The sequence below is a fragment of the Saccharothrix carnea genome, from assembly GCF_003014735.1.
GTDB classification, from domain to species: Bacteria; Actinomycetota; Actinomycetes; order Mycobacteriales; family Pseudonocardiaceae; genus Actinosynnema; species Actinosynnema carneum.
In genome coordinates, this window is sequence record NZ_PYAX01000002.1 from 22,377 (window position 1) to 48,108 (window position 25,732).

Annotated in this window: 13 protein-coding genes; 7 read left to right on the top strand and 6 right to left on the bottom strand. The window is 74.6% G+C overall.

Annotated elements, in window-relative coordinates:
• Positions 1-238: 238 nt before the first annotated feature.
• The 6 genes from B0I31_RS04490 to B0I31_RS04515 are packed head-to-tail and all read right to left on the bottom strand — an operon-like array spanning position 239 to position 7,762.
• Positions 239-2,512, bottom strand: coding sequence for a lantibiotic dehydratase (locus B0I31_RS04490; protein WP_106614064.1), 2,274 nt, complete (start codon positions 2,510-2,512; stop codon positions 239-241).
• Position 2,513: 1 nt separating this feature from the next.
• On the bottom strand, positions 2,514-2,768 hold the full coding sequence (locus tag B0I31_RS04495; RefSeq protein WP_106614065.1) for an acyl carrier protein: 255 nt from the start codon (positions 2,766-2,768) through the stop codon (positions 2,514-2,516).
• A gap of 29 nt (positions 2,769-2,797) precedes the next feature.
• On the bottom strand, positions 2,798-3,724 hold the full coding sequence (locus tag B0I31_RS04500) for a threonine ammonia-lyase (RefSeq protein ID WP_106614066.1): 927 nt from the start codon (positions 3,722-3,724) through the stop codon (positions 2,798-2,800).
• Positions 3,721-5,208 carry an amino acid adenylation domain-containing protein gene (locus B0I31_RS04505; protein WP_106614067.1) on the bottom strand — a complete coding sequence of 496 codons (1,488 nt, stop codon included), beginning with the start codon at positions 5,206-5,208 and terminating at the stop codon, positions 3,721-3,723. The genes B0I31_RS04500 and B0I31_RS04505 overlap by 4 nt, the downstream gene beginning before the upstream one ends.
• Positions 5,195-7,531: a lantibiotic dehydratase gene (locus tag B0I31_RS04510; RefSeq protein ID WP_219910595.1), complete on the bottom strand. Its 2,337-nt coding sequence runs from the start codon at positions 7,529-7,531 to the stop codon at positions 5,195-5,197. Before B0I31_RS04510 ends, B0I31_RS04505 begins: the two co-directional genes overlap by 14 nt.
• A 27-nt stretch (positions 7,532-7,558) precedes the next feature.
• On the bottom strand, positions 7,559-7,762 hold the full coding sequence (locus tag B0I31_RS04515) for an MbtH family protein (protein ID WP_073896715.1): 204 nt from the start codon (positions 7,760-7,762) through the stop codon (positions 7,559-7,561).
• 182 nt (positions 7,763-7,944) lie between these two features.
• Here B0I31_RS04515 and B0I31_RS04520 point away from each other — a divergent pair, with 182 nt between their 5' ends.
• From B0I31_RS04520 to B0I31_RS04550, 7 genes are all read left to right on the top strand, one after another.
• On the top strand, positions 7,945-14,184 hold the full coding sequence (locus B0I31_RS04520) for a non-ribosomal peptide synthetase (protein ID WP_106614068.1): 6,240 nt from the start codon (positions 7,945-7,947) through the stop codon (positions 14,182-14,184).
• A gap of 22 nt (positions 14,185-14,206) precedes the next feature.
• Complete coding sequence (locus B0I31_RS04525; RefSeq protein WP_106614069.1) at positions 14,207-21,352, top strand: non-ribosomal peptide synthetase; 7,146 nt, start codon at positions 14,207-14,209, stop codon at positions 21,350-21,352.
• Positions 21,349-22,593, top strand: coding sequence for a cytochrome P450 (locus B0I31_RS04530; RefSeq protein ID WP_106614070.1), 1,245 nt, complete (start codon positions 21,349-21,351; stop codon positions 22,591-22,593). Before B0I31_RS04525 ends, B0I31_RS04530 begins: the two co-directional genes overlap by 4 nt.
• 30 nt (positions 22,594-22,623) lie before the next feature.
• Positions 22,624-23,874, top strand: a complete 1,251-nt coding sequence (locus B0I31_RS04535; protein ID WP_106614071.1) for an MFS transporter — start codon at positions 22,624-22,626, stop codon at positions 23,872-23,874.
• A 160-nt stretch (positions 23,875-24,034) separates the two neighbouring features.
• Entirely contained in the window at positions 24,035-24,655 is a 621-nt protein-coding gene (locus B0I31_RS04540; protein WP_106614072.1) for a helix-turn-helix transcriptional regulator, read from the top strand.
• Positions 24,656-24,660: 5 nt separating this feature from the next.
• Entirely contained in the window at positions 24,661-25,239 is a 579-nt protein-coding gene (locus B0I31_RS04545) for a helix-turn-helix transcriptional regulator (RefSeq protein ID WP_245949683.1), read from the top strand.
• Positions 25,240-25,382: 143 nt separating this feature from the next.
• Positions 25,383-25,688, top strand: a complete 306-nt coding sequence (locus B0I31_RS04550; RefSeq protein ID WP_106614073.1) for a hypothetical protein — start codon at positions 25,383-25,385, stop codon at positions 25,686-25,688.
• Positions 25,689-25,732: the final 44 nt, after the last annotated feature.

Genomic DNA, 25,732 nt, shown 5'->3' on the forward strand with positions numbered 1-25,732 from the left:
GCGTGGATGTTGGCCCTGGGCCTCAACGGGTCACCGATCGTCGAGGTGGCGTCTGCGTGCGCGCTCACCGACCCCGAACCCCACCGTCCCACGGGTGGCCAGGCGGTACACGCCACCCCGGACCGTCGAGGTTGGCTCGGTTGCAGCAGCGCTTCGTCGTCGCCGGTCGAGGTCGCTGTCATGCCCTGGGACACCTGCGGCCCCGCCCGGGGGCGGGGCCGTGCGGGCCTCGGAGGTGTCAGGAGGTTGTGTCGTGCAGGACGAAGCGCAGTTCCGACGTGTAGACCTCCCCCTTGTCGTCGGTCAGCCAGGTCTGCTCCGGGGTGGGCAGCATTTCCGTCACGGTGAGCCTGGCGGAGGCGTCGGCACGGGCCAGCCGGCGCGCGGCCTTGGCCAGCAGCGTCACCGAGGCCGGGCTGTCGAAGTCGACGAACACCGGGCGCGGCTCGGCGGGGGAGGTGAAGAACGCGAAGCGGGGCAGGTCGTGCCGCGCCCGCCACGCCCTGGCGCCCACGAAGCGCCGGGCCTCGGTCTTGGCCTCGGCGAACCCCAGCTCCGCCACCGGGAACCGCCACGTCTCCCGTGACACCACCAGCCTGCCCACGCTCACCCTGGGGGTGTGGTCGGCCTCGGGGAGCACCCGGAACCCGTCGACCACCAGCGTCGTGAGCACGTGGCCGAAGACGTCGGCCACCGGGAAGACCGCGCCATCGGGCAGCACCGCCACCAGCTCGTCGTCGCGCAGCTCCACCCGGACGTCGGCGCTGCGCAGGCTGCGCGGGCGGTGCGGGTCGGCGGTGTCGTCGACCAGCGCCACGTAGTAGTCCTCGGGGCGCACCAGGCTCTGGCGCACCCGCGTCGACAGCCGGGACCGGTGCTCCTTGGGCAGCAGGGGGAGCAGGCGCGGGCCCGGGACGTCACGGCTGGTCAGCTCGACCAGCTCCGAGCGGTCCGGGTGCTGGTCGAGGTACAGCGACGCGCCCAGGGTGTTCATCGCCACGTGCAGCTCGCCCAGCACCAAGTCGAACTCGCCGCGCCCCACCGCGTCCACGCCCGCCGCGGCGATCATCACGTCCGGGCTGAGGTAGCGCGCGGCGTTCCAGCCGCCGCCGGTGGACCCGAACGCCTCGTTCGCCCGCGCCGACACCTCCGCCGCCGACAGCCGCACGTCGCGCACGTCCGCCGGCAGGTCCAGCACACCGGCCCAGCGCCGCCAGAACTCGGCGCGCAGCTCGGCCAGGTCGGCCACCGCGTCCCGGTGCAGCACCGGCATGCACGCGAACCAGAACGTCGCCAGGTCCACCGGTCCCGAGGCGTCGAACACCCGCCGAGCCCCGTCCAGCACGCGCCGCGCCAGCGAGGACGTCAGCCAGGCGGCGCTGACCAGCAGCGGCTCCAGGGCTCCCAGCTCCTCCAGCACCACCCCACCGAGTCGGACGGTGGCCGCGCGCCGGGCGTCGGAGTACACCAGCGCCCGTCCCGGCGCGGTGGACCCGCCCTTCTCGCGGGCCGCTGCGGCGTCGGTCAGCGCCTCGAACTCCCGCTCCAGCGCGGACATCGCCTCGACCAGCTCGTCCGGTGTGGACGCCCGGGCGACCCGGTCACGTCCCCGTTCCAAGGTCTCCAGCGCGGCCAGGCCGGGTGCGGCCACTGCGGCGGGCAAGCCCTCCAACCACGTCCGCAGGGCCCGTTCGGGGTGGGAGCCCGCGGCGACCTCCAGCCGCCGCACGAGGTACCGGCGGCGCTCCAACTCCGCCAGGTCGTCGGTGACGTCGCGGCCCAGCTCCTCGCCGATCGCGAGGGCGGACCGGGTGCCGTCGCACAGCGCGAGCACGTCCAGCAGCGGCGCGGCCACCGGTTTCGGCGCACAACCCGGCAGGGCCGCTTCGCCGTCGCCGATGCGCACGAAGGGCAAGCGGCGCGGCGCGACCCACGGCGCGAGCGCCGCGTCCTCGGCGAGCACGCGGGCCAGCGCGTCGATCGCCCAACTGGCGAAGTACACGGTCGTCTCGGCGACGAGCCCCACGCCCGCGTCGACCTCCACGCCGGCGGCGGCGTCGTCCAGCCTGCCCCAGCCGACCGGGCCGAAGAAACCGATCGTGTCGTTCTTGACGCAGAACCGCTGCCAGTAGTGGGAGATCAACTCCTCCCGCTGGCGGGTGCGGCTCGTGCGCCCGTCACCGGGCTCCCACTCCAGGAACGGCCGCACCGCGCGACCCAGCACCGCCCTGTTCTGCCAGGCGACCGCGCTCTGGAACGCGTCACCCGCGGCGATGTCGCGCAGCTCCAGCGCCGACTTGGCCGCGGCCTCCTCGAACGCCTGCTCGAAGAGCTTCCACTCCGTGCCCTGCTGGGACTTCTGCGCTGCGAAGCGGTCGGCCGCCAGGGCGAGCCCGTGCGGCGCGAGCCGCAGCACGCCGTGCGCCGGGAATCCCGCGCCGCGCACGCTGAACTGGTCCCACAGCCGCCACCGCCCGCCCGGCAGCGACCGCCCTTCCTGCTCGCCCGCCATGTCAGCCGACCTCCAGTTCCTGCTCGACCACCGACGCGAGGTCGGCGGGGGAGGGGTAGGCGAAGACCAGCGCCACCGGCACGTCCACGCCCAGCGCCGCCTGCAGGCGGGCGGTGATCTGGAACGCGGCCAGCGAGTCGCCGCCCGCCTCGAAGAAATCGCTGTCGGAGTCGAGCGACGGGTTGGCCAGCGCGTCGCGGTAGACCTCGACGACGAGGTCGGTCAGCTCGGTCGCGGTGATGCCGATGGTGGTCATGGTCGATCCCTCCGGTGGTGGTGTCGTGGTCAGGCCGCGAGGCCGGTGGTGGCGAGCGCCTCGGCGGTGTTGCCGCCGGACACCACCACCGCGGCCGTCCCGGTGAAACCCGATTGCAGTGCCCCGGCCAGCGCCACGGCGCCGCTGGGTTCGGCGTGCACGCCCGCCCGGCGCAGTAGCGCCGCGGCGTGCGCGATGGCGTCGTCGGTGACGCCCACGAGGTCGTCGACGCGGTCGGCGATCACCGGCAGCGTCACGGCGCCGGGCCGCTGCCCGCGCAGCCCGTCGGCGATGGTGCGTGACGGCGGCACCACCACGGGTGAGCCCCGGTCGAGCGAGAGGGCGTAGCGTCGGGCGTCGGCCGGTTCGACGCCCACGACGCGCACCGGCAGGTCGCGCGCGGCCAGGCAGATGCCCGCCAGCAGCCCACCGCCGCCGGTCGGCACGAACACCGCGTCGACCCCCGGCACGTCCCCCAGGATCTCCAGGCCCACGGTGCCCTGGCCCGCGACCACCAGCTCGTGGTCGGAGGAGGGCACCAGCCCGGCCCCGGTCAACGCCGCGTGCTCGCGGGCGAGGCGGTCGCGCTCGTCCGCTCCGCCCGGCGCCACCAGCACGGTCGCGCCGAGCCGGCGCAGCGCGGCGGCCTTCGCCCGGCTCGCGCCCTCGGCCATCACCACGGTGACCGGCACGCCCAGCGCGCGGCCCAGCGTGGCCACCGCGATGCCGTGGTTGCCCGAGGATCCGGTGACGACCTCGCCGCACGGCTCGGCCAGCAGCGCGTTGGCCGCGCCGCGGATCTTGAAGGACCCGCCGCGCTGGACGTGCTCGGCCTTGAGCAGGACGCCCGGCACGGCGTCCAGGGCCACCAGCGGCGTGCGCAGCACGTTCCCCTCGATGCGCCGTGCGGCGGCGAGCACGTCGGCCGTGCCCAGCCTGATGTCGAGGCGGGTCACCGCGCACCCCCGGCGAGCGCCACGCGGTCGACCTTGCCGCTGCGGGTGGTGGGGAAGCGGTCCAGGCGGGTGAAGTGCCGGGGCATCAGGTGCGGCGGCAGCGCCTCGGCCAGGTGGGCGCGCAGCGCCGTGTCGCGGACCTGCGCCAGCTCACCGGTGACGTGCGCGACGAGGTAGGCGCGCTGCTGGTCGTCGGTGGCCGCGGTGACCGCCGCGCCGGTGACTGCGGGGTGCGTCAGCAGGACCGCCTCGACCTCGGCGGGGTCGACCCGGTACCCGCGGACCTTGATCTGCCGGTCGTTGCGCCCCAAGTACTCCAGCACCCCGTCCGGCCGCCGCCGGGCCAGGTCGCCGGTGCGGTACAGGCGTGCGCCCGGTTCCCCGCACGGGTCGGGCACGAACCGCGTCGCGGTGAGGCCCGGCTGGTCGGCGTAGCCCCGGGCCACGCCGACACCGCCGAGGTACACCTCGCCGATCTCGCCGTCCGGCACCGGCCGCATCCCGCCGTCCAGCAGCCGTGCCACCACGTCGTCCAGCGGCGTGCCGATCAGGTCGACATCCGCCTCGGGACGTGCGGGCACCTCGTGGCGGGTGGACGTCATGGTGCACTCGGTCGGCCCGTACTGGTTGACCAGCCTGCCCGGCACCAGCGACCGGCCGCCCGCGGCCAGGAACGGTCGCAGCGACTCGCCGCTGGTCGCCACCAGCCGCACGTCCCGCAGCGCCCGCGCCGCGCCGTCCTGGCGGGACAGGAAGGTCAGGAACGACGGGGTGGTGCTCAGGATCGTGTTGACACCGTGGGCCCGGACGGCCTCGAACAGCTCCTCGGGGCGCAGCAGCGCCGACCGGGGCAGCACAACGAGGCTGCCGCCCGCGAGCAGCGGGGCCAGGGTGTCGCGGATGGAGGCGTCGTAGCCCAGCGGCGCCAGCTGGAGCGCCACGGTGTCCGGTCCGAGGTCGTTGTCCCGCACCGTCGACCGCAGGTAGGCCCGCAGGGAGCGGTGCTCGACCAGCACGGCGTTGGGTGCGCCGGTGGACCCGGAGGTGTGGCTGACGTAGGCCAGCGACCGGGAGTCCGCCGGCCCCCCGGGCAGCGATGCGACAGGGCCCGCGGTCCCGTCCTCTCCGACCAGGACGGTGGGTCCGGGCACGGTGAACCGCCCGGCGAGGCGACGGCTGGTCACCAGCGCCCGCGCGCCGTCCAGCAGCGCGGCGACCCGCTTGGGCGGCAGGTCGGTGTCCACGGTGAGGAAGGCGCCGTGCGCCCGCAGCACCGCCGCCATCGCGACGACCGCGTCCACGCCGCGCTCCAGCGCGATCCCGCAGACCACCTCGGGCCCGACGCCGTGCCCGCGCAGCACGCGGGCCAGCCGGTCGGTGCGCCGGACGAGGTCGGCGTGGGTGAGCACGCAGTCGGGGGTGACGACGGCGGGGTGGTCCGGGTGGCCGGCGAGGTCGGCGGAAGCCGCGTCAGTCCTGGACATGGCGGTCCCGCCCGGTCTGGTCGAAGGCGACGAAGCGCAGCTCGGAGCTGTACTTGGCGCCGGTGTGGTCGGTCAGCCACGCCTGCTCGGGGTTGGGCAGCATCTCCGACACGGTCAGCCGCGCCGAGGGGTCCTTGCGGGCCAGTCGGCGCACGGCCTTGGCCAGCACGTTGACGTACACCGGACTGTCGAAGTCGACGTAGAACGGCCGCGGTTCGGCGGGGGAGACGATAAAGACGTAGCGGGGCAGCTCGTGCTCGTCGCGCCACGCCCGCGCCCGCACGAACCGGCGGGACTCGTGCTTCTCGGCCGCGAACTCCAGCGACTCCGCGGTGAACCGCCAGGTCTCGCGGGCGACCACCACGTTGTCGACGGTCACCCGCGGCGAGTGGTCGCCGGCCGCGCGGAGGCTGAACCGGTCCATGATCCGCGCGGTCAGCGCGTTGCCGAACACGTCGAGCACCGGGAACACCGCGCCGTCCGGCAGCACCGCGACCAGCTCGCCGTCGCGCTCCTCGACCAGGACGTCCGCGCCCATCGCGGTGCGCGGGCGGTAAGGGTCGGCGGTGTGGTCGACCATGCCCACCAGGTAGTCCTGCGGCCGGTTGAGCGCCGGGCGGCTGCGGGTGTTCCAGCGCGGCGGCTGCTCCTTGGGCAGCATCGGCATCAGCCGGGGGCCGGGGTAGTCGACGTCGGTCTCGGCCAGCAGCTCCTCCTGGTCGGGGTGCTGCATCACGAACAGCGAGGCGCTCATGGTGTTCACGCCCACGTGCAGCTCGCCCAGCACCAGCTCGAACTCGCCGCGCTCGACCGCTTCGGCGTCCTCCGCGACGACGAACACGTCCGGGCTGATGTAACGGGCGACGTTCCAGCCCGTGGCGGGCTCCTCGAACGCCTCACGGACCTGCTCGGCGATCGCCGCGGACGACAGCCGCACCCGCCGCGCGCCCTCGGGCGCGTCCACGATGGACTCCCAGCGGCGCTGCAACTCGGCCTGCACGCGGTCGGCGTCGGCGATCGAGTCGGGGTGCGGCACGGGCAGGCACGCCATCCACAGTGACGCCAGGTCCACCACGGAGTGCTTGGCGCGCAACGACTCGAACGCCTCCCGCAGGTGCCCGCGGGCGATCTCGGCGTACCGGTTGGTCATCCACCGCGCCGCCGTCAGGCACTGCGCCAGCGGGGTCAGCTCGTCCAGCACGGCCGAGCCCAGCCGGGCGGTCGCGGCCCGGCGCGAGTCGGAGTAGACCAGCGCCCGGTTGGCGGAGGTCTTGGCGCCCTTCTCGCGCTGCGCCGAGGTCCGGGTGGTCTCCACGAAGTCGTTCTCCAGCGCGGACATCGCCTCCAGCAACGCGTCGGCGTCGCCCAGCGCCGCCCGCACCCGGTCCCGGCCGCGTCGCAGCACCTCGATCCGGTCCAGCGCCCGCTGCCGCACCTCCGGGTCGCCGACGCGCTCGACGATGGCGCGCAGCGCCAGGTCGGGGTGGGCGCTGGCGGGGACGTCGATGCGCCAGGTGATCCAGCGCCGGTGCAGCAGCTCGTCCAGCGCGGCGAGCACGCCGTCCAGGTCGCGGTCGAGCCGTTCGGCGATCTCCACCGGCTGGTGGGCGCCGTCGCACAGCCACAGCACGTCCTCCAGGCCGTCGGCCAGCGGGACGGCGGCGCGACCGGGCAGGCTCACCGCGCCGTCGGCGATCCTGGCGAACGACACCCGGCGCGGCGGCACCCACGGGCGCATCCCCGGCTCGGCGCCGATGACCTTGGCCAGCGCGTCGATGCCCCAGCTCGAGAAGTACACCTCCGAGCAGGCCAGGAAGTCCTCGCCCGGCACGGTGGTGATGCCGCGCGGGCCGTCCAGGTCCCAGCTGCCCCAGCCCACCGGGCCGAAGAAGCCGATGGTGTCGTTCTTGACGCAGAACCGCTGCCAGTAGTGCGCGACCAGCTCCTCGCGCTGCCGCGGCATGCTGGTGCGCCCGGCCGCGGTGGGCGTCCACGCCAGGAACGGCGCGATGCCCGAGCCGAGCACCGCCTTGTTCTGCCACGCCAGCGCCGTGCGGAACCTCGGCTGGGAGGCGATGTCCTGCAACTCGCGGGCGGTGCGCACCGCGGCCTCGTCGAAGAACGCCTCGAACTCCTCCCACTCCGCACCCGTCCACCGGTCGCGGGGCGCCACGTCGGCGAACTTGTCGGCGGCCACCCCCAGTCCCGGTGGGGCGAGGCGGAGCACACCGGCGGCCGGGAAACCCGTCCCGCGCAGGGCGAACTGGCTCCACAGCCGCCAACCGCCTCCGGGCAACAGCACCGTTCCAGCCACGCTGACCATCCCTTCCCAGCTCTCCCGAGGGCTTCGTCAGCCCCGTTGCCCCATCCGCTCGCGGAGGCTCCGCGGCCGCATGTCGGTCCACACCCGCTCGATGTGGTCGAGGCAGACCGCGCGCGGCCCCTCGGTCCCGTCGGCGACCCAGCCGGGCGGCAGGTCGCGGTCGGCGGGCCAGATCGAGTACTGCTCCTCGTCGTTGGTCACGACCCGGTACACCCGCTCGTCCTGTGTCATCGGCGCTCCCCGATCGGTCGGTCGCTCTCGCGTTGCCGGACCGACGATGCCGCCGGGTGGGCTGGCGCAGTAGAGAAGAACGCGCAGACGCGACGGCAACCGCGTCGTGCCGCTTCTTCCCTGGTGGGGGGCCTGTGCCGGGGAGCAGTCTTCGTCCAACTCAGCTCGCAGGGAGGCCGACAGTGAACGAAGGCGCACCGCACACAGCGACGGACCACGGCGCGGTCTCCTCCGCGCAGCGGCGGCTGTGGTTCCTGGAACAGCTCACCCGTGGCTCCTCCGACAACCTGCTGCCGCTGGCGCTGCGCGTCCGCGGCGCGCTGGACGTGCCCGCGCTGGAGCGGGCGCTGGCCGGGATCGTCGAGCGCCACGAGGTGCTGCGCACCAGGTTCACCGCCGTGGACGGCGAGCCGGTGCCCGTGCTGGACCCGCCGGGCGCGGTCGTGCTGCGCCGCGTCGACGCCCGCGACCCGGAGGAGGTGTTCGCCCGCGAGCTGCGCCGCCCGCTGGACCTGGCGGCGGAGGCTCCGGTGCGGGCGGTGCTGGCGCGCTTCGCCGAGGACGACCACCTGCTGCTGCTGGTCGTGCATCACATCGCCGTGGACGGCTGGTCGTGGGACGTGCTGCTGCGCGAGCTCGACGCGGGATACCGGGGCGAGGAGGTGCCCGCCCCGCACCTCCAGTACGCCGACTTCGCCGCCTGGCAGAACCAGCGGCTCACCCCGACGCGGGTCGAGCGGCTGCTCGCGCACTGGACCGGACGCCTGACCGGGGTGGCGCCGCTGGCGCTGCCGACCGACCGCCCCCGGCCCGAGGTCTGGGACGGTGCCGTGGAACTGGTGCGCTTCCGCGTGCCCGCCGACCTGCTCGCCCGCGTGGACACCGCCGCCCGCGAGCGCCGGGCCACCCGCTACATGCTGCTGCTCGCGGTCTACCAGTCGCTGTTGGGCCACTACAGCGGGCGCACCGACATCGCGACCTGCACCACGATGGCCGACCGGGGCGGTCCGGTGGACGTGTCGAACCTGGTCGGGCCCTTCGTCAACACCGTGGTGCTGCGCTCGGACCTGGGCGGGCGGCCGTCGTTCGACGCCCTGCTGCGCCGGGTCCGCGACGTCGTGCTCAAGGACCTCTCCCACGCCGAGGCGCCGTTCGACCGCGTGGTCGGCGCGCTGGGCATGGAGCGCGACCTGTCCCGCCACCCCCTGGCGCAGGCGTCGTTCACCCTGCTCAACACCGTCCACCAGCCGGCCGCCCTGCGCGGCCTGGACGCCGCGCTGGTCCGGGCGCCGTTGGGCGGCACCGACATGGACGTCTTCCTCGACCTCAACCTGATGCCGGACGGCAGCCTCGCCGCCCGCCTCCAGTACGCGACCGCGCTGTTCGACGACGACACGATGCGGCAGTTCGCCGACGGGTTCCTGAGCCTGCTCACCGCCGTGCTCGACGATCCCGACGCGCCGGTGGCCGACCTGGCCGCCGTCCTGCCGCCGCTGCCCGGCCGGGCCCTGCTCGACTCCTGGGGCGGTCCCACCGAGGCCCCCGCGCCCGCCACGCCGCTCGTGGTCCGCGGGCACGGAGCGGCCACGGCCCTGGTGTGCGGCGACGACGTCGTCACCTACGACCGGCTCGACGCCCTGGTGGGAGGGCTGTCCGCGCTGCTGCGCGACTCCGGGGTGCGCCGGGGCGACGCGGTGGGCGTGTGCGTGCCCCGCGGCACGTGGTCCGTGGTGGCCATGCTCGCGGTGTGGCGCGCGGGCGGCGTGCACGTGCCGCTGGACCCGGCCCTGCCGCCCGACCGGCTGGCGTTCATGGTCGCCGACGCCGACGTGCGCTGCGTCATCGGTGACGCGGACATCGCCGGGGTCCGTCGCGTGTCCGTGGCCGACGTCGTCCCCGACGCCTCCGCGCCCGTCTTGACGCCGGACCCGTCCGACCTGGCCTACGTCATCTTCACGTCGGGCTCCTCGGGCCGCCCCAAGGCGGTCGGCGTCGAGCACGGCGCGCTGGCCGCGCACGTGGCCGCCGCCCGCGACCGCTACGGCGTCACCGCCGAGGACCGGGTGCTCGCCTTCTCCTCGTTCTCCTTCGACGCCTCCCTCGACCAGCTGCTGCCCGCGCTGACCAGCGGTGCGACGGTGGTCATCCGGCCCGACGAGCAGTGGCTGCCCTCGCGGGTGCCCTCGATCGTGGCCCGGCACCGCATCACCGTGGCCAACTTCCCGCCGACCTACTGGAGCGAGCTGGCGCTGTCGCTGACCGGCGGCACGGGGCTGGAGTCGTTGCGGCTGCTCATCCTCGGCGGTGAGGCGGTCCCCACGGGAGCGCTGGCCGCCTGGCTGCGGCACGCGCCGCACGTGCGGGTGCTCAACGCCTACGGCCCCACCGAGACCGTGGTGACCGCGACCACCCATGAGCTCACCGACGCCGACCGCGCCCCCATCGGCAGGCCGCTGGGTGGCAGGCGTGTCCTCGTCGTCGACGAGCACGGTGACCCGGTCGGCCTCGGCGTCCCCGGTGAGCTGCTGGTCGGCGGACCGGAGCTGGCCCGCGGCTACCTCGGCCGCCCGGCGCTGACCGCCGAGCGGTTCGTCCCCGACCCGTCCGGGCCCGATCCAGCTGGGCGAGGCGGCAGGCTCTACCGCACCGGCGACCTCGTGCGCTGGGGCGCCGGAGGCGAACTGGAGTTCCTGGGCCGCGTGGACGACCAGGTCAAGGTCCGCGGCTTCCGGGTGGAGCTGGGCGAGGTCGAGTCGGCGCTGTCGGGCTGCCCGGGAGTGCTGGTCGCCGCCGCGGCGGTCAAGGCCGACGCCCAGGGCGGGCAGGTCCTCGTCGGCTACGTCGTCGGCGACACCGTTCCCGACCCGGCCGCGCTGCGGGCCGAGCTGTCGCGCCGGCTGCCGCACTACGCGGTGCCCTCGGAGGTCGTGCGGCTCGACGCACTGCCCGTGACGGCCTCCGGCAAGCTCGACCGCGCCGCCCTGCCCGACCCGCGGCCCGACCGCGCCGCCACCGGTGCCGCCTACACCGCGCCGCGCGACGACGTCGAGCGCGAGATCGCCCGCATCTGGGGCGAGGTGCTGGGCGTGGAGGGCATCGGTATCGACGACGGGTTCTTCGACCTCGGCGGGCACTCGCTGCTCGCCACGATGGCCGTCTCCCGCATCGCCGAGCGCCTGGAGCGCGACGTGGAGCTGCGCACCCTGTTCGAGAACCCGCGCATCCGCGAGTTCGGCCCGCTGGTGGCCGCGGCCCGCCCGGTCACGACCGCCGGGATCGTCCCGGTCGACCGCGGCGGCCCGTTGCCGATGTCCTTCGCCCAGGAGCGGCTGTGGTTCCTCGACCGCATGTCCGACTCCGGCGAGGACTACGTGCTGTGGTTCTCCTGGCGGGTGCGCGGGCCGCTGGACGCCGACGCCTGGGAGGCCGCGCTGGGTGACGTCGTGGCCAGGCACGAGGTGCTGCGCACCGCCCTGGTCGAGGTCGACGGGCACCCGGTGCAGCTCGTCCACGACGACGTGCCGGTGCCGCTGGAGCGCCACGTCTGCGCCGACGTCGAGGAGGTCCGCGTGCGGGCCAAGGAGTTCGCCGCGGCGCGCTTCGACCTCGACCGCCCGCCGCTCGTCCGCTCCGGCCTGTGGGAGCTGGGGCCCGACGACCGCGTGCTGGTGCTGTCGTTCCACCACGTGGCCACCGACGGCTGGTCGAAGGACGTCGTCGTGGACGAGCTGACCCGCTCCTACACCGCCCGCCTCGCCGGGCGCGCGGCCGACCTGCCGGACGTGCCCGTGCAGTACGGCGATTACGCGGTGTGGCAACGCGGCCTGCTCGCGGCGGGCGCGCTGGACGCCCAGCTGGAGCACTGGCGGGCGGCGCTGGACGGCGTGCCCGTGCTGGAGCTGCCGACCGACCGCCCCCGCCCGGCCACCCGGTCGGCACGGGGCGGCGCGGTGGAGGTGCCGTTGCCGCGCGAGCTGGCCGCGGGCCTCGACGAGCTGGCCCAGCGCTGCGGCACGACCCGCTTCACGGTGCTGCTGGCGGTGTTCCAGGTGGTACTGGCCCGCTGGTCGGGGCAGAACGACATCGCGGTGGGCACCCCGGTCGCCGGGCGCGGACGGGTGGAGCTGGAGCGGCTCATCGGGTTCTTCGTCAACACCGTGGTGCTGCGCGCGGACCTGTCCGGCGGACCGTCCTTCGTGGAGCTGGTGGCGCGGGTGCGCGGCACGGTGCTCGGCGCCTTCGACCACCAGGACGTGCCGTTCGAACGGCTGGTGGAGGAGCTGCGGCCCGAGCGCGACCCGTCGCGCAACCCGCTGTTCCAGGTGATGTTCGACGTGCAGGAGAGCGCGGTGTCCACCGGGATGGCCGCGCCGGGCCTGGAGTTCGAGGGCTTCACGCTGCCCTGGGAGTCGGCGAAGTTCGACCTGACGGCGACCTTCCTGCTCGACCCCGACCGGTTCTCGCTGGACGTGGAGTACAGCGCCGACCTGTTCGACGAGGCGTCCGCGGCGCGGCTGGCGGAGCACGTGACCCGCGTGCTGCGGGCCGTGGTCGCCGACCCGCACACCGACGTCGCCCGGCTCGACCTGCTCTCCGCGCGGGAACGCGCCGCGCTGACCGCCGCGCCACCGGTCGTGCCGACGCCGCCGCTGAGAGTCTCGGGGAACGCGGGGGACGCCGCGCTGGTGTGCGGCGAGCGGACCGTGACCTACGGCGAGCTGGGCGCGCTGGTCGGCGGTCTCGCCTCCGCGCTGGTCGACGCGGGCGTGCGTCGCGGCGACCCGGTCGGTGTGTGCCTCGGCCGGGGCGTGTGGTCGGTGGCGGCGATGCTCGCGGTGTGGCGGGCCGGCGGCGCGTACGTCCCGCTGGACCCGAAGTTCCCGTTGGAGCGGTTGCGGTTCATGCTCGCGGAGGCGGGCGCGCGGCTGGTGGTCGCCGACGACGGCACGGCGGGCGCGCTGGCCGGACTGGAGGTCGGGATCGTCCCGGTCGAAGGTGTCGTGCCCGCTGCCCGGCCCGACGCCGAGGTGATCCCCGCCGACGTCGACCCCGGCGACCTGGCCTACGTCATCTTCACCTCCGGCTCCACCGGGCGACCCAAGGCCGTGGGCGTCGACCACGGCCCGCTCGCCGCGCACGTGGCCTCCGCCCGGGACCTGTTCCGCCTCACGTCCGCCGATCGGGTGCTGTCGTTCGCCTCGCTGTCCTTCGACGCCTCGCTGGAGCAGCTCCTGCCCGCGCTGAGTGTCGGCGCCCGCGTGGTGCTGCGGCCCGACGAGGTGTGGTCGGTGGACGAGCTGGCCGCCGAGGTCCGCTCGCACGGCGTCACCGTCGCCGAGCTCACCCCGTCGTACTGGGAGGAGGTCGTGGCCCGCCTCGGCGACCTGGCCGGCGACCTGGCGTCGCTGCGGCTGCTGGTCACCGGCGGCGAGGCGCTGCCCGCCACCCCGCTGGGCCGCTGGTTCGAGCTGCTGCCGCACGTCCCGGTGGTCAACACCTACGGCCCCACCGAGTCGGTGATCTCCGCCACCGCCCACGTGGTCACCGCGCCGGTCGCGGGCCGCGTCCCCATCGGCGTCGCGCTGGGCGCGCGCACCCTGCACGTGGTCGACACCCTCGACCAGCCGGTGCCAGACGGCGTCCCCGGCGAACTCCTCGTCGGCGGACCGGAGCTGGCCCGCGGCTACCTCGGCCACCCCGACCTGACCGCGCAGCGGTTCCCGGCCAACCCGTTCGGCGCGGGCCGCGTCTACCGCACCGGCGACCTCGTGCGCCGCCTGCCCGGTGGGGAGCTGGAGTTCCTCGGCCGGGTGGACGACCAGGTCAAGATCCGCGGGTTCCGCATCGAACCCGGCGAGGTCGAGGCGGTGCTGCAGGGGTGCGCCGGTGTGCGCGGCGCGGCCGTGGTGGTCCGCGAGGTCCGGGGCGACCGCGCCCTGGTCGCCTACGCCGCCGGTGACCACCTCGACGGCGACCGGCTCGCGGCGTGGTGCCGCGACCGGCTCCCCGCCTACCTGGTGCCCTCGGCGTTCGTGGTGCTCGACGCCCTGCCGCTCACCGTGCAGGGCAAGCTCGACACCGCCGCCCTGCCCGCCCCCGACGTCCCCGCGACGGCCGAGTTCGTCCCGCCCACCTCACCCACCGAGGTGGTCCTCGCCCAGATCTGGGCCGAGGTGCTCGGGGTGGAGCGGGTCGGCCTGCACGACGATTTCTTCGCGCTGGGGGGCCACTCCATGCGCGCCGTGGCCGCCGCTTCCAGGGTGCGCGCCGCGTTCGACTGCGCCATCGCGGTGCGCGAGCTGTTCGAGAACCCCACCGTCGCGCTGCTCGCGGCCGAGGTGGAACGCCTGCTGGTCGAGCAGATCTCCGCGATGAGCGACGACGAGATCGACCTGTCCCTGTCGCTTGACGCCGCATTCTGAGACGAACCGGACGGAGCCCGTCATGACCACCTCGGAGATCAACCCCACCCGTTCCGGTCTGTCCCCGGCGGCCCGCGCGCTCCTGGAGCGGCGCCTGCGCGGCCTCACCGCCGCGCCGACCGGCATCCCCCGCCAGGAGCCCCGCCCCGGCCGAGCACCCCTGTCCGCGGCGCAGCAACGCCTGTACTTCCTCGACCAGCTCGCACCGGGCGGCACCGAGTACCTGATGCCCGCCGCGTGGCGGTTGACCGGCCCGCTCGACGCCGCCGCGCTGGCGGGCGCGGTGGACGACCTCGTCGCCCGCCACGAGCAGCTGCGCGTGGTCTTCCCCGCCGAGGACGGCGTGCCGTTCCAACGGGTCCTGCCGCACGGCGCCCCGATGGCGGTGGTCGACGCCGACGCAGGCGACGTCGCCGCGACCGTGCGGGCCGCCGCCGTGCGCCCGTTCGACCTGGCCGCCGAACCGGCCTTCCAGGCCACGCTGGTGCGCGTCACCGCCACCGACCACGTGCTCGTGCTGGCGATGCACCACATCGTCACCGACGGCTGGTCGCTGGACGTCCTCCTGCGCGACCTGCGCGAGCTGTACCGGGCCCGCCTGGCGGGCGAGGCGCCACGCCTGACGCCCACCCCGATCGAGTACACCGACTACGCGGTGTGGCAGCGCGCCGCCGACGAGACCGCCGACCTGGAGCACTGGCGCACCGCGCTGGCCGGGCTGACCCCGCTGGAGCTGCCCACCGACCACCCGCGCCCGAAGGAACGCTCGCACGAGGGCGCCGTGCACACCGTCGAGCTGCCCACCGACCTGGCCGCGGCCGTCACCGCCGCCGACGCCACGCCCTTCACCACGATCATGGCCGCGTTCCAGGCCGCGCTCGGTTTCCACAGCGGGCAGGACGACGTCGCGATCGGCACCATCACCGCCAACCGCGACCGCGCCGAGACCGAGGGGCTCGTCGGGTTCTTCGTCAACACCCTGGTCATGCGCGCCGACCTGTCCGGCGAGCCCACCTGCGCGCAGGTCCTCGACCGCGCCCGGGAACGGGTGCTGGGCGCGCTGAGCCACCAGTCCCTGCCGTTCGAGCGCGTCGTGGACGAGTTGAGCCCCGAGCGCGACCTGTCGCGCAACCCGCTGTTCCAGGTGCTGTTCGCCTACTCCGAGTCCGGCGGTGGCGCCTTCTCGCTCGGGGGGACCGTGGCGCGGGCGTTCCCGATCGCGCTGACCACCGCCAAGTTCGACCTGTCCCTGGAGGCAGTCGGCCACGACGGCGGCTACCGGTTGGCGTTCGTCTACCGCCCCGACCTGTTCGAGCACGACTCCGTGGCACGGCTGGCCGACCACACCGTCGCCGTGCTGCGGGCGTTCTTCGAGCACCCCGACGAGCCGCTGGGCTCGGTGCCGCTGCTGGGGGAGGTCGAGCGCGCGTTCCTGCTCGGCCCGGACGGCCCGGCGGCCTCCGGTGCCGAGGTGGACCTGCCGCGGCTGGTCGTCGACCGGGTGGCCGACCACGTCGCCGCCACCCCGGACGCGGTCGCCGTCACCGGTGGCGGCCGGTCGTTGACCTACGCCGAGCTCGACGCCCGTGCCACGGCGCTGGCCTCCCGGCTGCGCGCGCTGGGCGCCGGCCGGGAGAGCCTGGTCGGGGTGTGCCTGGCGCGCACCGTCGACCTGGCGGTGGCCCTGCTGGGCGTGTGGCGCTCCGGCGCCGCCTACCTGCCCCTGGACTCGCGCCACCCGAGGCAGCGCGTGGAGTTCACCGTCGCCGACGCGGGCGTGTCGCTGGTCGTGGCCGACGCCACCGGACGCGCCGCGCTGGACGGCCTGCCCGTCGCCCTGGTCGACCCGGACGGACCCGGGGTGGAGGCCGTCCCGGTGGAGGTGCGCGCCGACGACCTGGCCTACGTCATCTACACCTCGGGGTCCACCGGCAAGCCGAAGGGCGTCGAGGTCACGCACGGCAACGCCGCCTGGCTGTTCGCCGCCGCCGACCGGGTGTTCGACTTCGAACCAGGCGACGTGTGGTCGCTCATGCACTCCGCGGCGTTCGACTTCTCCGTGTGGGAGCTGTGGGGGGCGCTGAGCAGCGGTGGCCGCGTCGTGGTGCTCACCGGCGAGGAGACCCGCGACCCCGAGGCCGTGCACCGGGTGCTGCGCGACGAGGGCGTCACGGTGCTCAGCCAGACCCCGGCCGCCTTCAAGGGCCTGCGCGCCCACCTGGCACAGCACGGCCACACCTTCGACGACTTGGCGCTGCGCGTCGTCGTGTTCGGCGGGGACGCCTTCGACACCCGCGACTACCGCGACTGGTTCACCGCGCCGGGCCGCAAACCCGCGCTGGTCAACATGTACGGCATCACCGAGACCACGGTGCACGTCACCTACCGGCTGATCACCGGAGCCGACGTCACCGCGGCGGAGCGCTCGCCCATCGGCCGCCCGCTGCCCGGCCAGCACGGCTACGTGCTGGACCGCCACGGTCGCCTCGTGCCGGTGGGCACGGTCGGCGAGCTGCACATCGCGGGTGGCGGCGTGGCCCGCGGTTACCGCAACCGGCCCGAGCTGACCGCCGAGCGCTTCCCTCGCGGCCCGCTGGGCGGGCGCGTCTACAAGACCGGCGACCTGGTGCGGGTGCTGCCAGACGGGCAGCTCGGCTACGTCGGCCGCGCCGACAACCAGGTCAAGATCCGGGGCTTCCGCATCGAGCCCGGCGAGGTCGAGAGCGCCCTGAGCGGCTGCCCCGGCATCGCCGACGCCACCGTCGTCGCCCAGCCGGGACCGCAGGGCGCCCGCCTCGTCGGCCACGTCGTGCTCGCCGAGGGCGCCCGGCTGGACCCGTCCGCGCTGCGCGACCGGTTGCGCGCGAGCCTGCCCGACTACATGGTCCCCGCGCTGTTCGTCCGCCACGACCGGCTCCCGCTGACCTCGAACGGCAAGGTCGACCGCGCGGCCCTGGCCGCGGTCGAGGCGAGCGGCGTGCGCACCCAGCCCGACCACGTGCCGCCGCGCACCCCGACCGAGCGGGCGCTCGCCGCCGTCTGGGCGGAGGTCGTCGGCGCCGACCGGGTCGGCCTGGGCGACAACTTCTTCGACCTGGGCGGCGACTCGATCCTCGCGCTGCGCGTCGTCGGCCTGGCCCGCGCGGCCGGCCTCGGGCTGAGCGTCGCCGACCTGTTCCGCGCCCGCACCCTGGGCGAGCTGGTCGCGCTGGCGGGCGCCGCGCAGGACGAGCCGGCACCGGTCGAGCCGTTCTCCCTGCTCGACCCGGCCGACCGCGCCCGGCTGCCGGAGGGCCTGGTCGACGCCTACCCGCTGACCATGCTCCAGGCGGGGATGCTGCACGAGATGCTGGCCGACCCGCACCGCGCGGCCTACCACAACGTCACCGACCTCAAGATCACCATCCCGGAGGGCTTCGACCTCGCCGCGTTCCAGGCCGCCGCCGACGAGGTGGTGCGCCGGCACGACATCCTGCGCACCTCCATCGACCTGGTGGGCTTCCGGGAGCCGCTGCAACTGGTGCACCCCACCGCCGAGCTGCCGATCGGCTACTCCGACCTGCGCGGCCTGTCGCGCACCGAGCAGCGCGCGGCGCTGCGCCGGTTCGTCGACGCCGAGTTCGTCCGCCGCTTCGACTTGGCCGCGCCGCCACTGGTGCGCATCCACCTGCACCGGCTCACCGAGCACGAGCTGAGGCTCACCCTCACCGACTGCCACGTGGTGCTCGACGGCTGGAGCCTCACCTCGCTCATCGCCGACCTGCTCGACCTGCACCGCCAGGCCGTCGAGGGGCGCACGCCGCAACTGCCGGCGTCCCCGCGCTTCGCCGAGTACGTCGCGCTGGAGCTGGCCGCGCTGGAGTCGCCGGAGGGCCTGGAGTTCTGGCGCGACGAGCTGGAGGAGTTCCGGCCGGTGCGCTTCGGCCACCGCGAATCGCGCTCGGACGAGGTCATCCACGAGGTCCGCCGCTCCTTCGGCGGGCTCACCGAGGCCATCGGACGGCTGGCCCAGCTCGCGGGCGTACCGCGCCGCACGGTCCTGCTGGCCGCGTTCCACCACACCATGAGCCTGTTCGCCGAGCCGGGCGACGCCCTCGGCGGCCACTCCATCGGCCTGGCCACCAACGGCAGGCCCGAGCAGGAGGGCGCGGACCGGATGCGCGGGCTGTTCCTCAACACCGTGCCGTTCGGCGTGCGCCGCACCGGCGTCACCTGGTTGGACCTGGTGCGGGACACCTTCGCCGCCGAGCAGGACGTGCTGCCTCACCGCCGCGTCCCGCTGGCGCGCATGGCGCGGTTGCGCCCGGGCGAGCCCAACCTCGTCGAGGTGATCTTCAACTACGTCAACTTCCACCGGCTCACCAGCGACACCTGGGAGGAGTCGCTGGAGATCGCCCGCACCATGTTCCCGCTGCTGGTCAACACCAGCGTCAACGGCTTCACCCTGGACGTCGACCCCACCCGCGTCGACCCGGCCACCGCCGAGCAGCTCGCCGACGTCTTCCGCGACCTGCTGGAGACGATGGTCGCCGACCCGGAGGGGCCCGTCACCCGGCCCACGATCGCGGGCGCGGCCCGTGACCGGGACCTGGAGTGGTCGCGCGGCCCGGTCGTGCCACCCGCCGGCACGCCGTTCCACCACTGCGTCGCCGCCCAGGACCGGGACGCGGTCGCCATCACCCACCTGTCCGTGCCGGGACCGGTCGACCTGACCTACGGCGAGCTGAACGACCAGGTGCTGCTGCTGGCCGGGCACCTCAAGGCGTTGGGCGTAGGCCCCGAGACCGTCGTCGGCCTGTGCGTCGACCGCGGCCCCGACCTGGTGCGCGCCGTCCTCGGGGTGCTGCACGCGGGCGGCGCCTACCTGCCGATGGACCCGCAGCTACCCGCGGACCGGCTGGCGTTCATGGCGAGCGACAGCGGGATGCGCGTGCTGCTCACCCAGACGCCGCTGGTGGGCGTCGTCCCGTTCGACGGCCACACGACGCTGCTGGACCGGCCGCTGCCCGCGGACACGACCCCCCTGTCCACAGTGGATGACGTCGCCGGTGAATCCGCCGCCTATGTCATCTACACCTCCGGCTCGACCGGCACGCCCAAGGGCGTGGTCATCCCGCACCGCGGCCTGGCCAACATGGTCGAGGGGCAGCGCGACCTGGTCGAGCCGGGCCCCGCCGACCGGGTGCTCCAGTTCGCCTCCGCGAGCTTCGACGCCTCCATCCTGGAGCTGACGTGGTCACTGGCCAACGGCGGGCGCCTGTGCACCGCGCCCAGGGAGGCGTTGCGGCCCGGACCCGACCTCGCCCGCACCCTGCGTGAGCTGCGCATCACCGCGGGCATGCTCCCGCCCAGCGCGCTGGCGGTCATGCAGGGTGAGGAGTTCCCGGATCTGGCCACCCTCCAAGTCGCGGGGGAGGCGTGCCCCGCCGAGATCGCCGACGCCTGGTCGCGCGGGCGCCGCTTCCACAACGTCTACGGCCTCACCGAGACGTCGGTGTGGTCCACCGCGCAGGTGTGCGAACCCGGCGGCGGCAGGCCGTCGATCGGCTTCCCCATGCGCAACACCACCATGCACGTGCTGGACCCGGACATGCAGCCGGTGCCGGTCGGCGTCCCGGGTGAGATCCACCTGGGCGGCCTGGCCACCGGCCGCGGCTACCTCGACCGGCCCGGCCTCACCGCGGCCACCTACGTGCCCGACCCCTTCGGCCCGCCCGGCTCGCGGCTGTGCCGCACCGGTGACCTGGGCAGGCGCCGCGCCGATGGCTCCGTGGAGTGGATCGGCCGCCGCGACTCCCAGGTCAAGCTGCGCGGCTTCCGCATCGAGCTGGGCGAGGTGGAGCACGCTCTGGGCGAGGTGCCCGGGGTCGCCCAGGCCGTGGTGCTGCTGCGCGACCTGCCCGGCGGACCGGCGCTCGTGGCCTACGTCGTCGGCGACGTGCCCGATGTGGACGCACTGCGGCAGGCGCTGCGCGCGAAGATGCCCGCCTACATGGTGCCCGCGCGGTTCGTCGTCCTCGACGCCATGCCGATCAACCGCAGCGGCAAGGTCGACCGGGGCGCGCTGCCCCTGCCCGACGGCGGACGCGGCGACAGCGGCACCGACTACGTCGCACCCTCCACCCCGGTCGAGGTGGTGCTCGCCGAGGTGTGGCGCGACGTGCTCGGCCTGGCCGAGATCGGCGTGCACGACGACTTCTTCCGCATCGGCGGCAGTTCCCTGTCCACGGTGAAGGTCGCCGCCACGGCCCGCGCCAAGGGCGTGCCGGTGTCGGTCCGCGACCTCGTGGAGCGCCCGACCATCGCCCAGCTCGCCGCACAGGTCCACCGCGCGGCCCGCGGCGACGCGCCCGCCGAAGTGCGCTCGGAGGTCCGGCTGCGCGACGGCGAGGGCGACCCGCTGTACTGCGTGCACCCCACCGGCGGGAGCGCCGCCTGGTTCGTGCCGCTGGCCAGGGCGCTGCCGGAGGGACCCGTCCTGGCGTTCCAGGCCCGCGGCCTGCTCGGCGGCGTGGACCCCACCACCGTGGCGGGCATCGCGGCGAACTACGTGGCGGAGATGGCGGGCGACGGACCGCACGCCGTCCTGGGCTGGTCCATGGGCGCCAACCTCGCCCTGGAGATGGCCACCCAGCTCCACGAACGGGGACGTGCCGCCGACCCTCTGGTGCTGGTCGAGCCGTACCTGCCCAACGAGGCCGCCCGCGCCCGTCTGCTGGGGGTGGCCGGCGACCTCGCCGGTGCGCTGGAACTGCGCGACCGGGTGCGCGCGCTGCCCCCGTCCGACGAGCGCGACCGCGCCGTCACCGACCTGAAGGACACCCTGCTGCGCGCCGGGATGTCGCCGAGCGAGGCCGATCTGGTGGTGGACGCGCCCATCGAGGTGTGGCACTCCCTGCTGGCCGCGCTGGCCGACTACGAACCCCGTCCCCACCCCGGCCACGTCCACCTGGTCGTCGGCTCCGAAGCCGCCGCGATGCCGGACGGGGAGCTGATGCCGGGCCTGGACGTCGGCTTCGCCGAGTACGTCGAGCGCTGGCGCTCCCTCGCCCTGGGCGGCCTGACCGTCCACGTCTCGCCGGGCGACCACATGACCATCCTCGCCGAGCCCAACACCCGCGCGTTCGCGGACCTGCTCGGCGCGATCAGGGCGGAGGCACGCCGATGACCGCGACACTGGAACCCGTCCGGCACGCGCCGGGGTTCACCGAGCGCTACCTGCTCGACCCGGACGTGAACGCCGACCCGTACCCCTACCTCAATTCCCTGCGCGACCACGGGCCCGTCCGCTGGAGCCCGCTGCACCGGGCCTGGTTGGTCACCGGGCACTCCCAGCTCACCCGCGTGCTGCGCGAGCCGGCGGCCTCCGCCGCCCGCGTCGGCCCGATGATGGACGCCGTCCCCGAGGGCGCCCGCGGTGACGCCGAGCGCGCGTTCGAGATCCTGTCCCGCTGGATGGTGTTCACCGACGCCCCCGACCACCGGCGGCTGCGGCAGGTGTTCCAGGAGCAGTTCTCCGCCCGCGCGATCAACCGCTACCAGGCGCTCATCGAGCGGGTCACCCGCGCCCTCCTGGCCCGCCGCGCCGTCCCCGGCCGGGTCGGCGACCTCGCCGCCGACGTGGCCAAGCCCCTGCCCGCGCTGGTGTTCGCCCGCTGGCTGGGCGTCCCGCAGCAGCACAGCGCGTCGTTCTGGTACTGGAACGCCAGGGTCGGCGACCTCGTGCTCGGCGCGGCGCAGGAGGAGCGCGAGTACCGCACCTCCCTCCAGTCGCTGGTGAACTTGGAGGACTACCTCGCCGACCTGGTGCGGCAACGCCGCGCCGAGCCCAGGGACGACCTCATCAGCGCGGTGCTCGCGGGCGGGCAGGTCGGCGCCGGCGTCAGCGAGGTCGAGTTCATCGGGATGCTCACCCAGATGGCCTTCGCGGGCGGCGAGACCACCAGCAACCTCATCGCCAACGCCGTGCGCGCCCTGCTGCTGCACCCCGACCAGCTCGCCGCCGTCCGCGAGCGGCCGGAGCTGGCGCGTGCCGTGGTCGAGGAGGCCATGCGGTTCGACGGGCCCTCCAAGATGTCCATCCGCGTCGCCTCGCGCGACTTCGGGCTGGACGGCGACACCGTCCGCGGCGGCGACCGCCTCTTCCTGGTCTCCGCCGCCGCCAACCGCGACCCGGACCGCCACCCCGACCCCGACCGGTTCCTGGTCACCAGGTCCGACACCGGGCACGTGGGCTTCGGGTTCGGCGCCCACTTCTGCATCGGCGCCGCGCTGGCCCGGATGGTGGCGCGCTCGGCGCTGGAGGTCCTGATCACCGAGTACCCGGGCCTCCGCCTCGCCGGCACGCGCCACTCCTGGCAGCTGTCCCTGCTCAACCGCAGCCTCACCGCGCTGCCCGTCCGCTACTGAGCCCCGCAGGCGAGGAAGAAGGTCTCCGCTATGGCTACCACGTTGGCAGGTGCGGGTTCGCGCCTGTGGGCGCCCGCCCGGCTCCGCTCGTTCCGCCTGCTGTGGGCGGGGCAGGCCCTGTCGCTGCTCGGTGACGGGTTCAGCTACATCGCGTTCGCCTGGATCACGTTGGAGCTGACCGGGTCCACGCTCATGCTCGGCTACGTCCTGGCGGCGCAGGCCGTGCCCCGTGCGTTGCTCACGCTCGTGGGCGGTTCGCTGAGCGACAGGTGGTCACCCCGGCGACTCATGGTCGCGTCCAGCTGGGCGCGGGCGGGGGTGATGGCGGGTGTCGCTGTGGCGGGCTTCTCCGGCACGCTCGGGTTCTGGGTGCTGTGCGTCGCCGCCGCGGCGTTCGGCGCGGTGGACGCCTTCTTCCAGCCCGCCCGCGTGTCCATCCTGCCCTCGGTGGTGGCCCCGGACGTGCTGCCCGCCGCCAACGCGCTGCTCGGCTCCGGGGTGAAGGTCGCCTCGGTGCTCGGCCCGGCGGTCGGCGGCGTGGTGGTCGCGGCGTCCGACGCCAACTACGCCTTCCTCGTCGACGCGCTCTGCTTCGCGCTGTGCGCGCTGTGCGTGTCCGCGGTGCGCACGCTGCCCCGCGAGCAGGAGGGGGACGCAAGCGGTGGCACCGAGGCGGGCGACTCGCTGTGGGCGCGGATCAAGGAGGGCCTGCGGTACGTGTGGGCCGACCCGCGCATCCGGACCGTCCTCGTCGTCGACATGGCCGTGACGTTCTGCTACGCCGGGCCGTTCACCGTCGGCTTCGCCAACCTCGCCCGCAACGAGGTTGCGGGTGGCTCCGCCACCATGGGCCTGCTCAACGGCGCCCTCGCGGCCGGCGCGATGCTCGGCACGCTCGTCGGCGGCGCCGTGGGCACCCGGCCCCGGGTCGGGCTCCTGGTGGCGGCGCTGGCCGGGTGGCTCGCGGTGGGCATGGCCGCACTGGGCGCCGTCGACCAGGCCGCGGTAGCCGTGGGGACCGTGCTGGCGATGGGGTTCGGCATCGGCTTCCAGGGCGTGTTCGGGGTGAGCTGGATCCAGCGCAACATCAAGGGCTCGGTGCTGAGCCGGGTCATCTCGGTGGACATGGTGCTCGGGTACGCGGTCGCGCCGCTGTCGCTGGTGGTGTGCGGCGCGCTGGCCGAGCGGAACACCGCGGTGATGTTCGGCGGCACGGCGGTGATCCTCGTCGTGACCGCCTTGGGCGTGCTCGCCTCCAAGCCGGTGCGTGAGATGCGCTGACCCGTGCAGGTGGCGCTATCCCCGGCCCATCCCGCCGCTGTCCGCTCGGTCGCGGCAGGTGGATAGGTCGGGGATTCCGCCGTGATAGCCGCGGTGCCGATCCTTCGTTCGAACCCAGTCTCAACGCGATGTCATCCGTCGAAGTCGCTCGGGGGCGAACATGGAGCAGAGCTGTGCTGTCGTCGACGCGCTGGTGCCCGTGGCCGTGGTGGCGCGGGACCCGATGCTGGAGGCAGGGGCCGCCAGTGCGTTGCGCGGGCACCCCGAACTGGTGGTGGTGCCCGCGGACGACGCGGAGGCCGCCCAGGTCACGGTCGTGATGGTGGACGAGGTCGACCGCGCGGTGCTCGACCTCGTCCGGACGCGGCGCGGCGCCGTGGTGCTGGTGGTGGCCGACCTGACGCCCGCGCAGGCCCTGCACGCGGTGCTGGCCGGCGTGCGCGGCCTGCTGCGCCGCCGGGACGCGGGCGCGGAGCGGTTGGCCCGCGCGGTGCTGGCCGCCGTGGCGGGGGACTGCACGGTCCCACCCGACCTGCTCGACCAGCTGCACGGCACCGAGGCGGCGTCGCCCGAGTCGGCCCTGACCGGGGCCGGGCTGAGCGAGCGGGAGCGCGCTGTGCTCAGCCTCGTCGCCGAGGGCCACGAGACCGGGGAGATAGCGAAGAAGCTGTGCTACTCGCCCCGGACCGTCACCACGGTGGTGCATGACATCACCTACCGGTTCCGGCTGCGCAACCGCGCGCACGCCGTGGCCTACGCGCTGCGGGCGGGTCTGCTGTGAGCGGCGTGCGGGTGTACGTCACCGCGGTGGGCCCGGTGGCGCGCGACGTCGCCGAACGCCTGCGCGGCGCGGGGATGGTCCTGGTCGACGAGCCCGGCCCGGACGTGGTCGTGGTGCTCGCGGCGAAGACGGTGGACGAGGCGCTGGACGCCTGCCCCGCCGCGTTCCGGCCCGGCCACGACCGGCTGCTGGTGCTGGCCGACTCCTTCGACCCCGCCGGGGTGCTGCGGGCCGTGCGGATGGGCGCCAGCGCGGTGCTCTGCCCGGTGGCCTCGCCGGTGTCGCGCCTGGTCGCGGGCGTGCACTCGGCCCTGCACGGCGACGGCGTCGTGCCGTACCAGGCCCTGGTGCGGCTGCTGGGCAGGTCCGGCGACGGCACGGTGGTGGAGGTCGAGGCGCTCACCGCCAAGCAGACCGCCGTGCTCCAGCTCATGGCCGACGGCCTCGGCAATTCCGCGATAGCGCGGGCGCTGGCCTGCTCGGAGCACACCGTCAAGAACGTCATCTACGACCTGACCGCCCGGCTGCGGGTGCGCAACCGGGCGCACGCGGTGGCGCACGCGGTGCGGCTGGGGCTGATCTGAGCTGGTCAGGGTGCGTGTGTGAGCGCCTATCGCGGCCGGCATCGTCCGGGATAGGCGGGGGATAAACGGCGTGATAAGCGCGGGATTGGCTCTCCTCATACATTTTTCCCAACACCGAAGAACATGCCGAAACGGAGAGACAAATGAACTTCCCCGTCATCGCCAAGAGTGCTCTTGTTCTCGCCGCCGTCACCGTCGCCACGTTGTTCGGCGGCCAGAGCGCACTGGCCGAGGGCACCAACCCGTGGGACGCCGCCCCGGTCGCCACCGAGGGCACCAACCCGTGGGACACGGCCCCGGCCACCGACGACGGCACCAACCCGTGGGACGCCGCCCCGGTCGCCACCGAGGGCACCAACCCGTGGGACACGGCCCCGGCCACCGACGACGGCACCAACCCGTGGGACGCCGCCCCGGTCGCCACCGAGGGCACCAACCCGTGGGACTGAGGCCGATCCCCGGAACAGCACCGCAGGCCTCGCCGGACCCACCG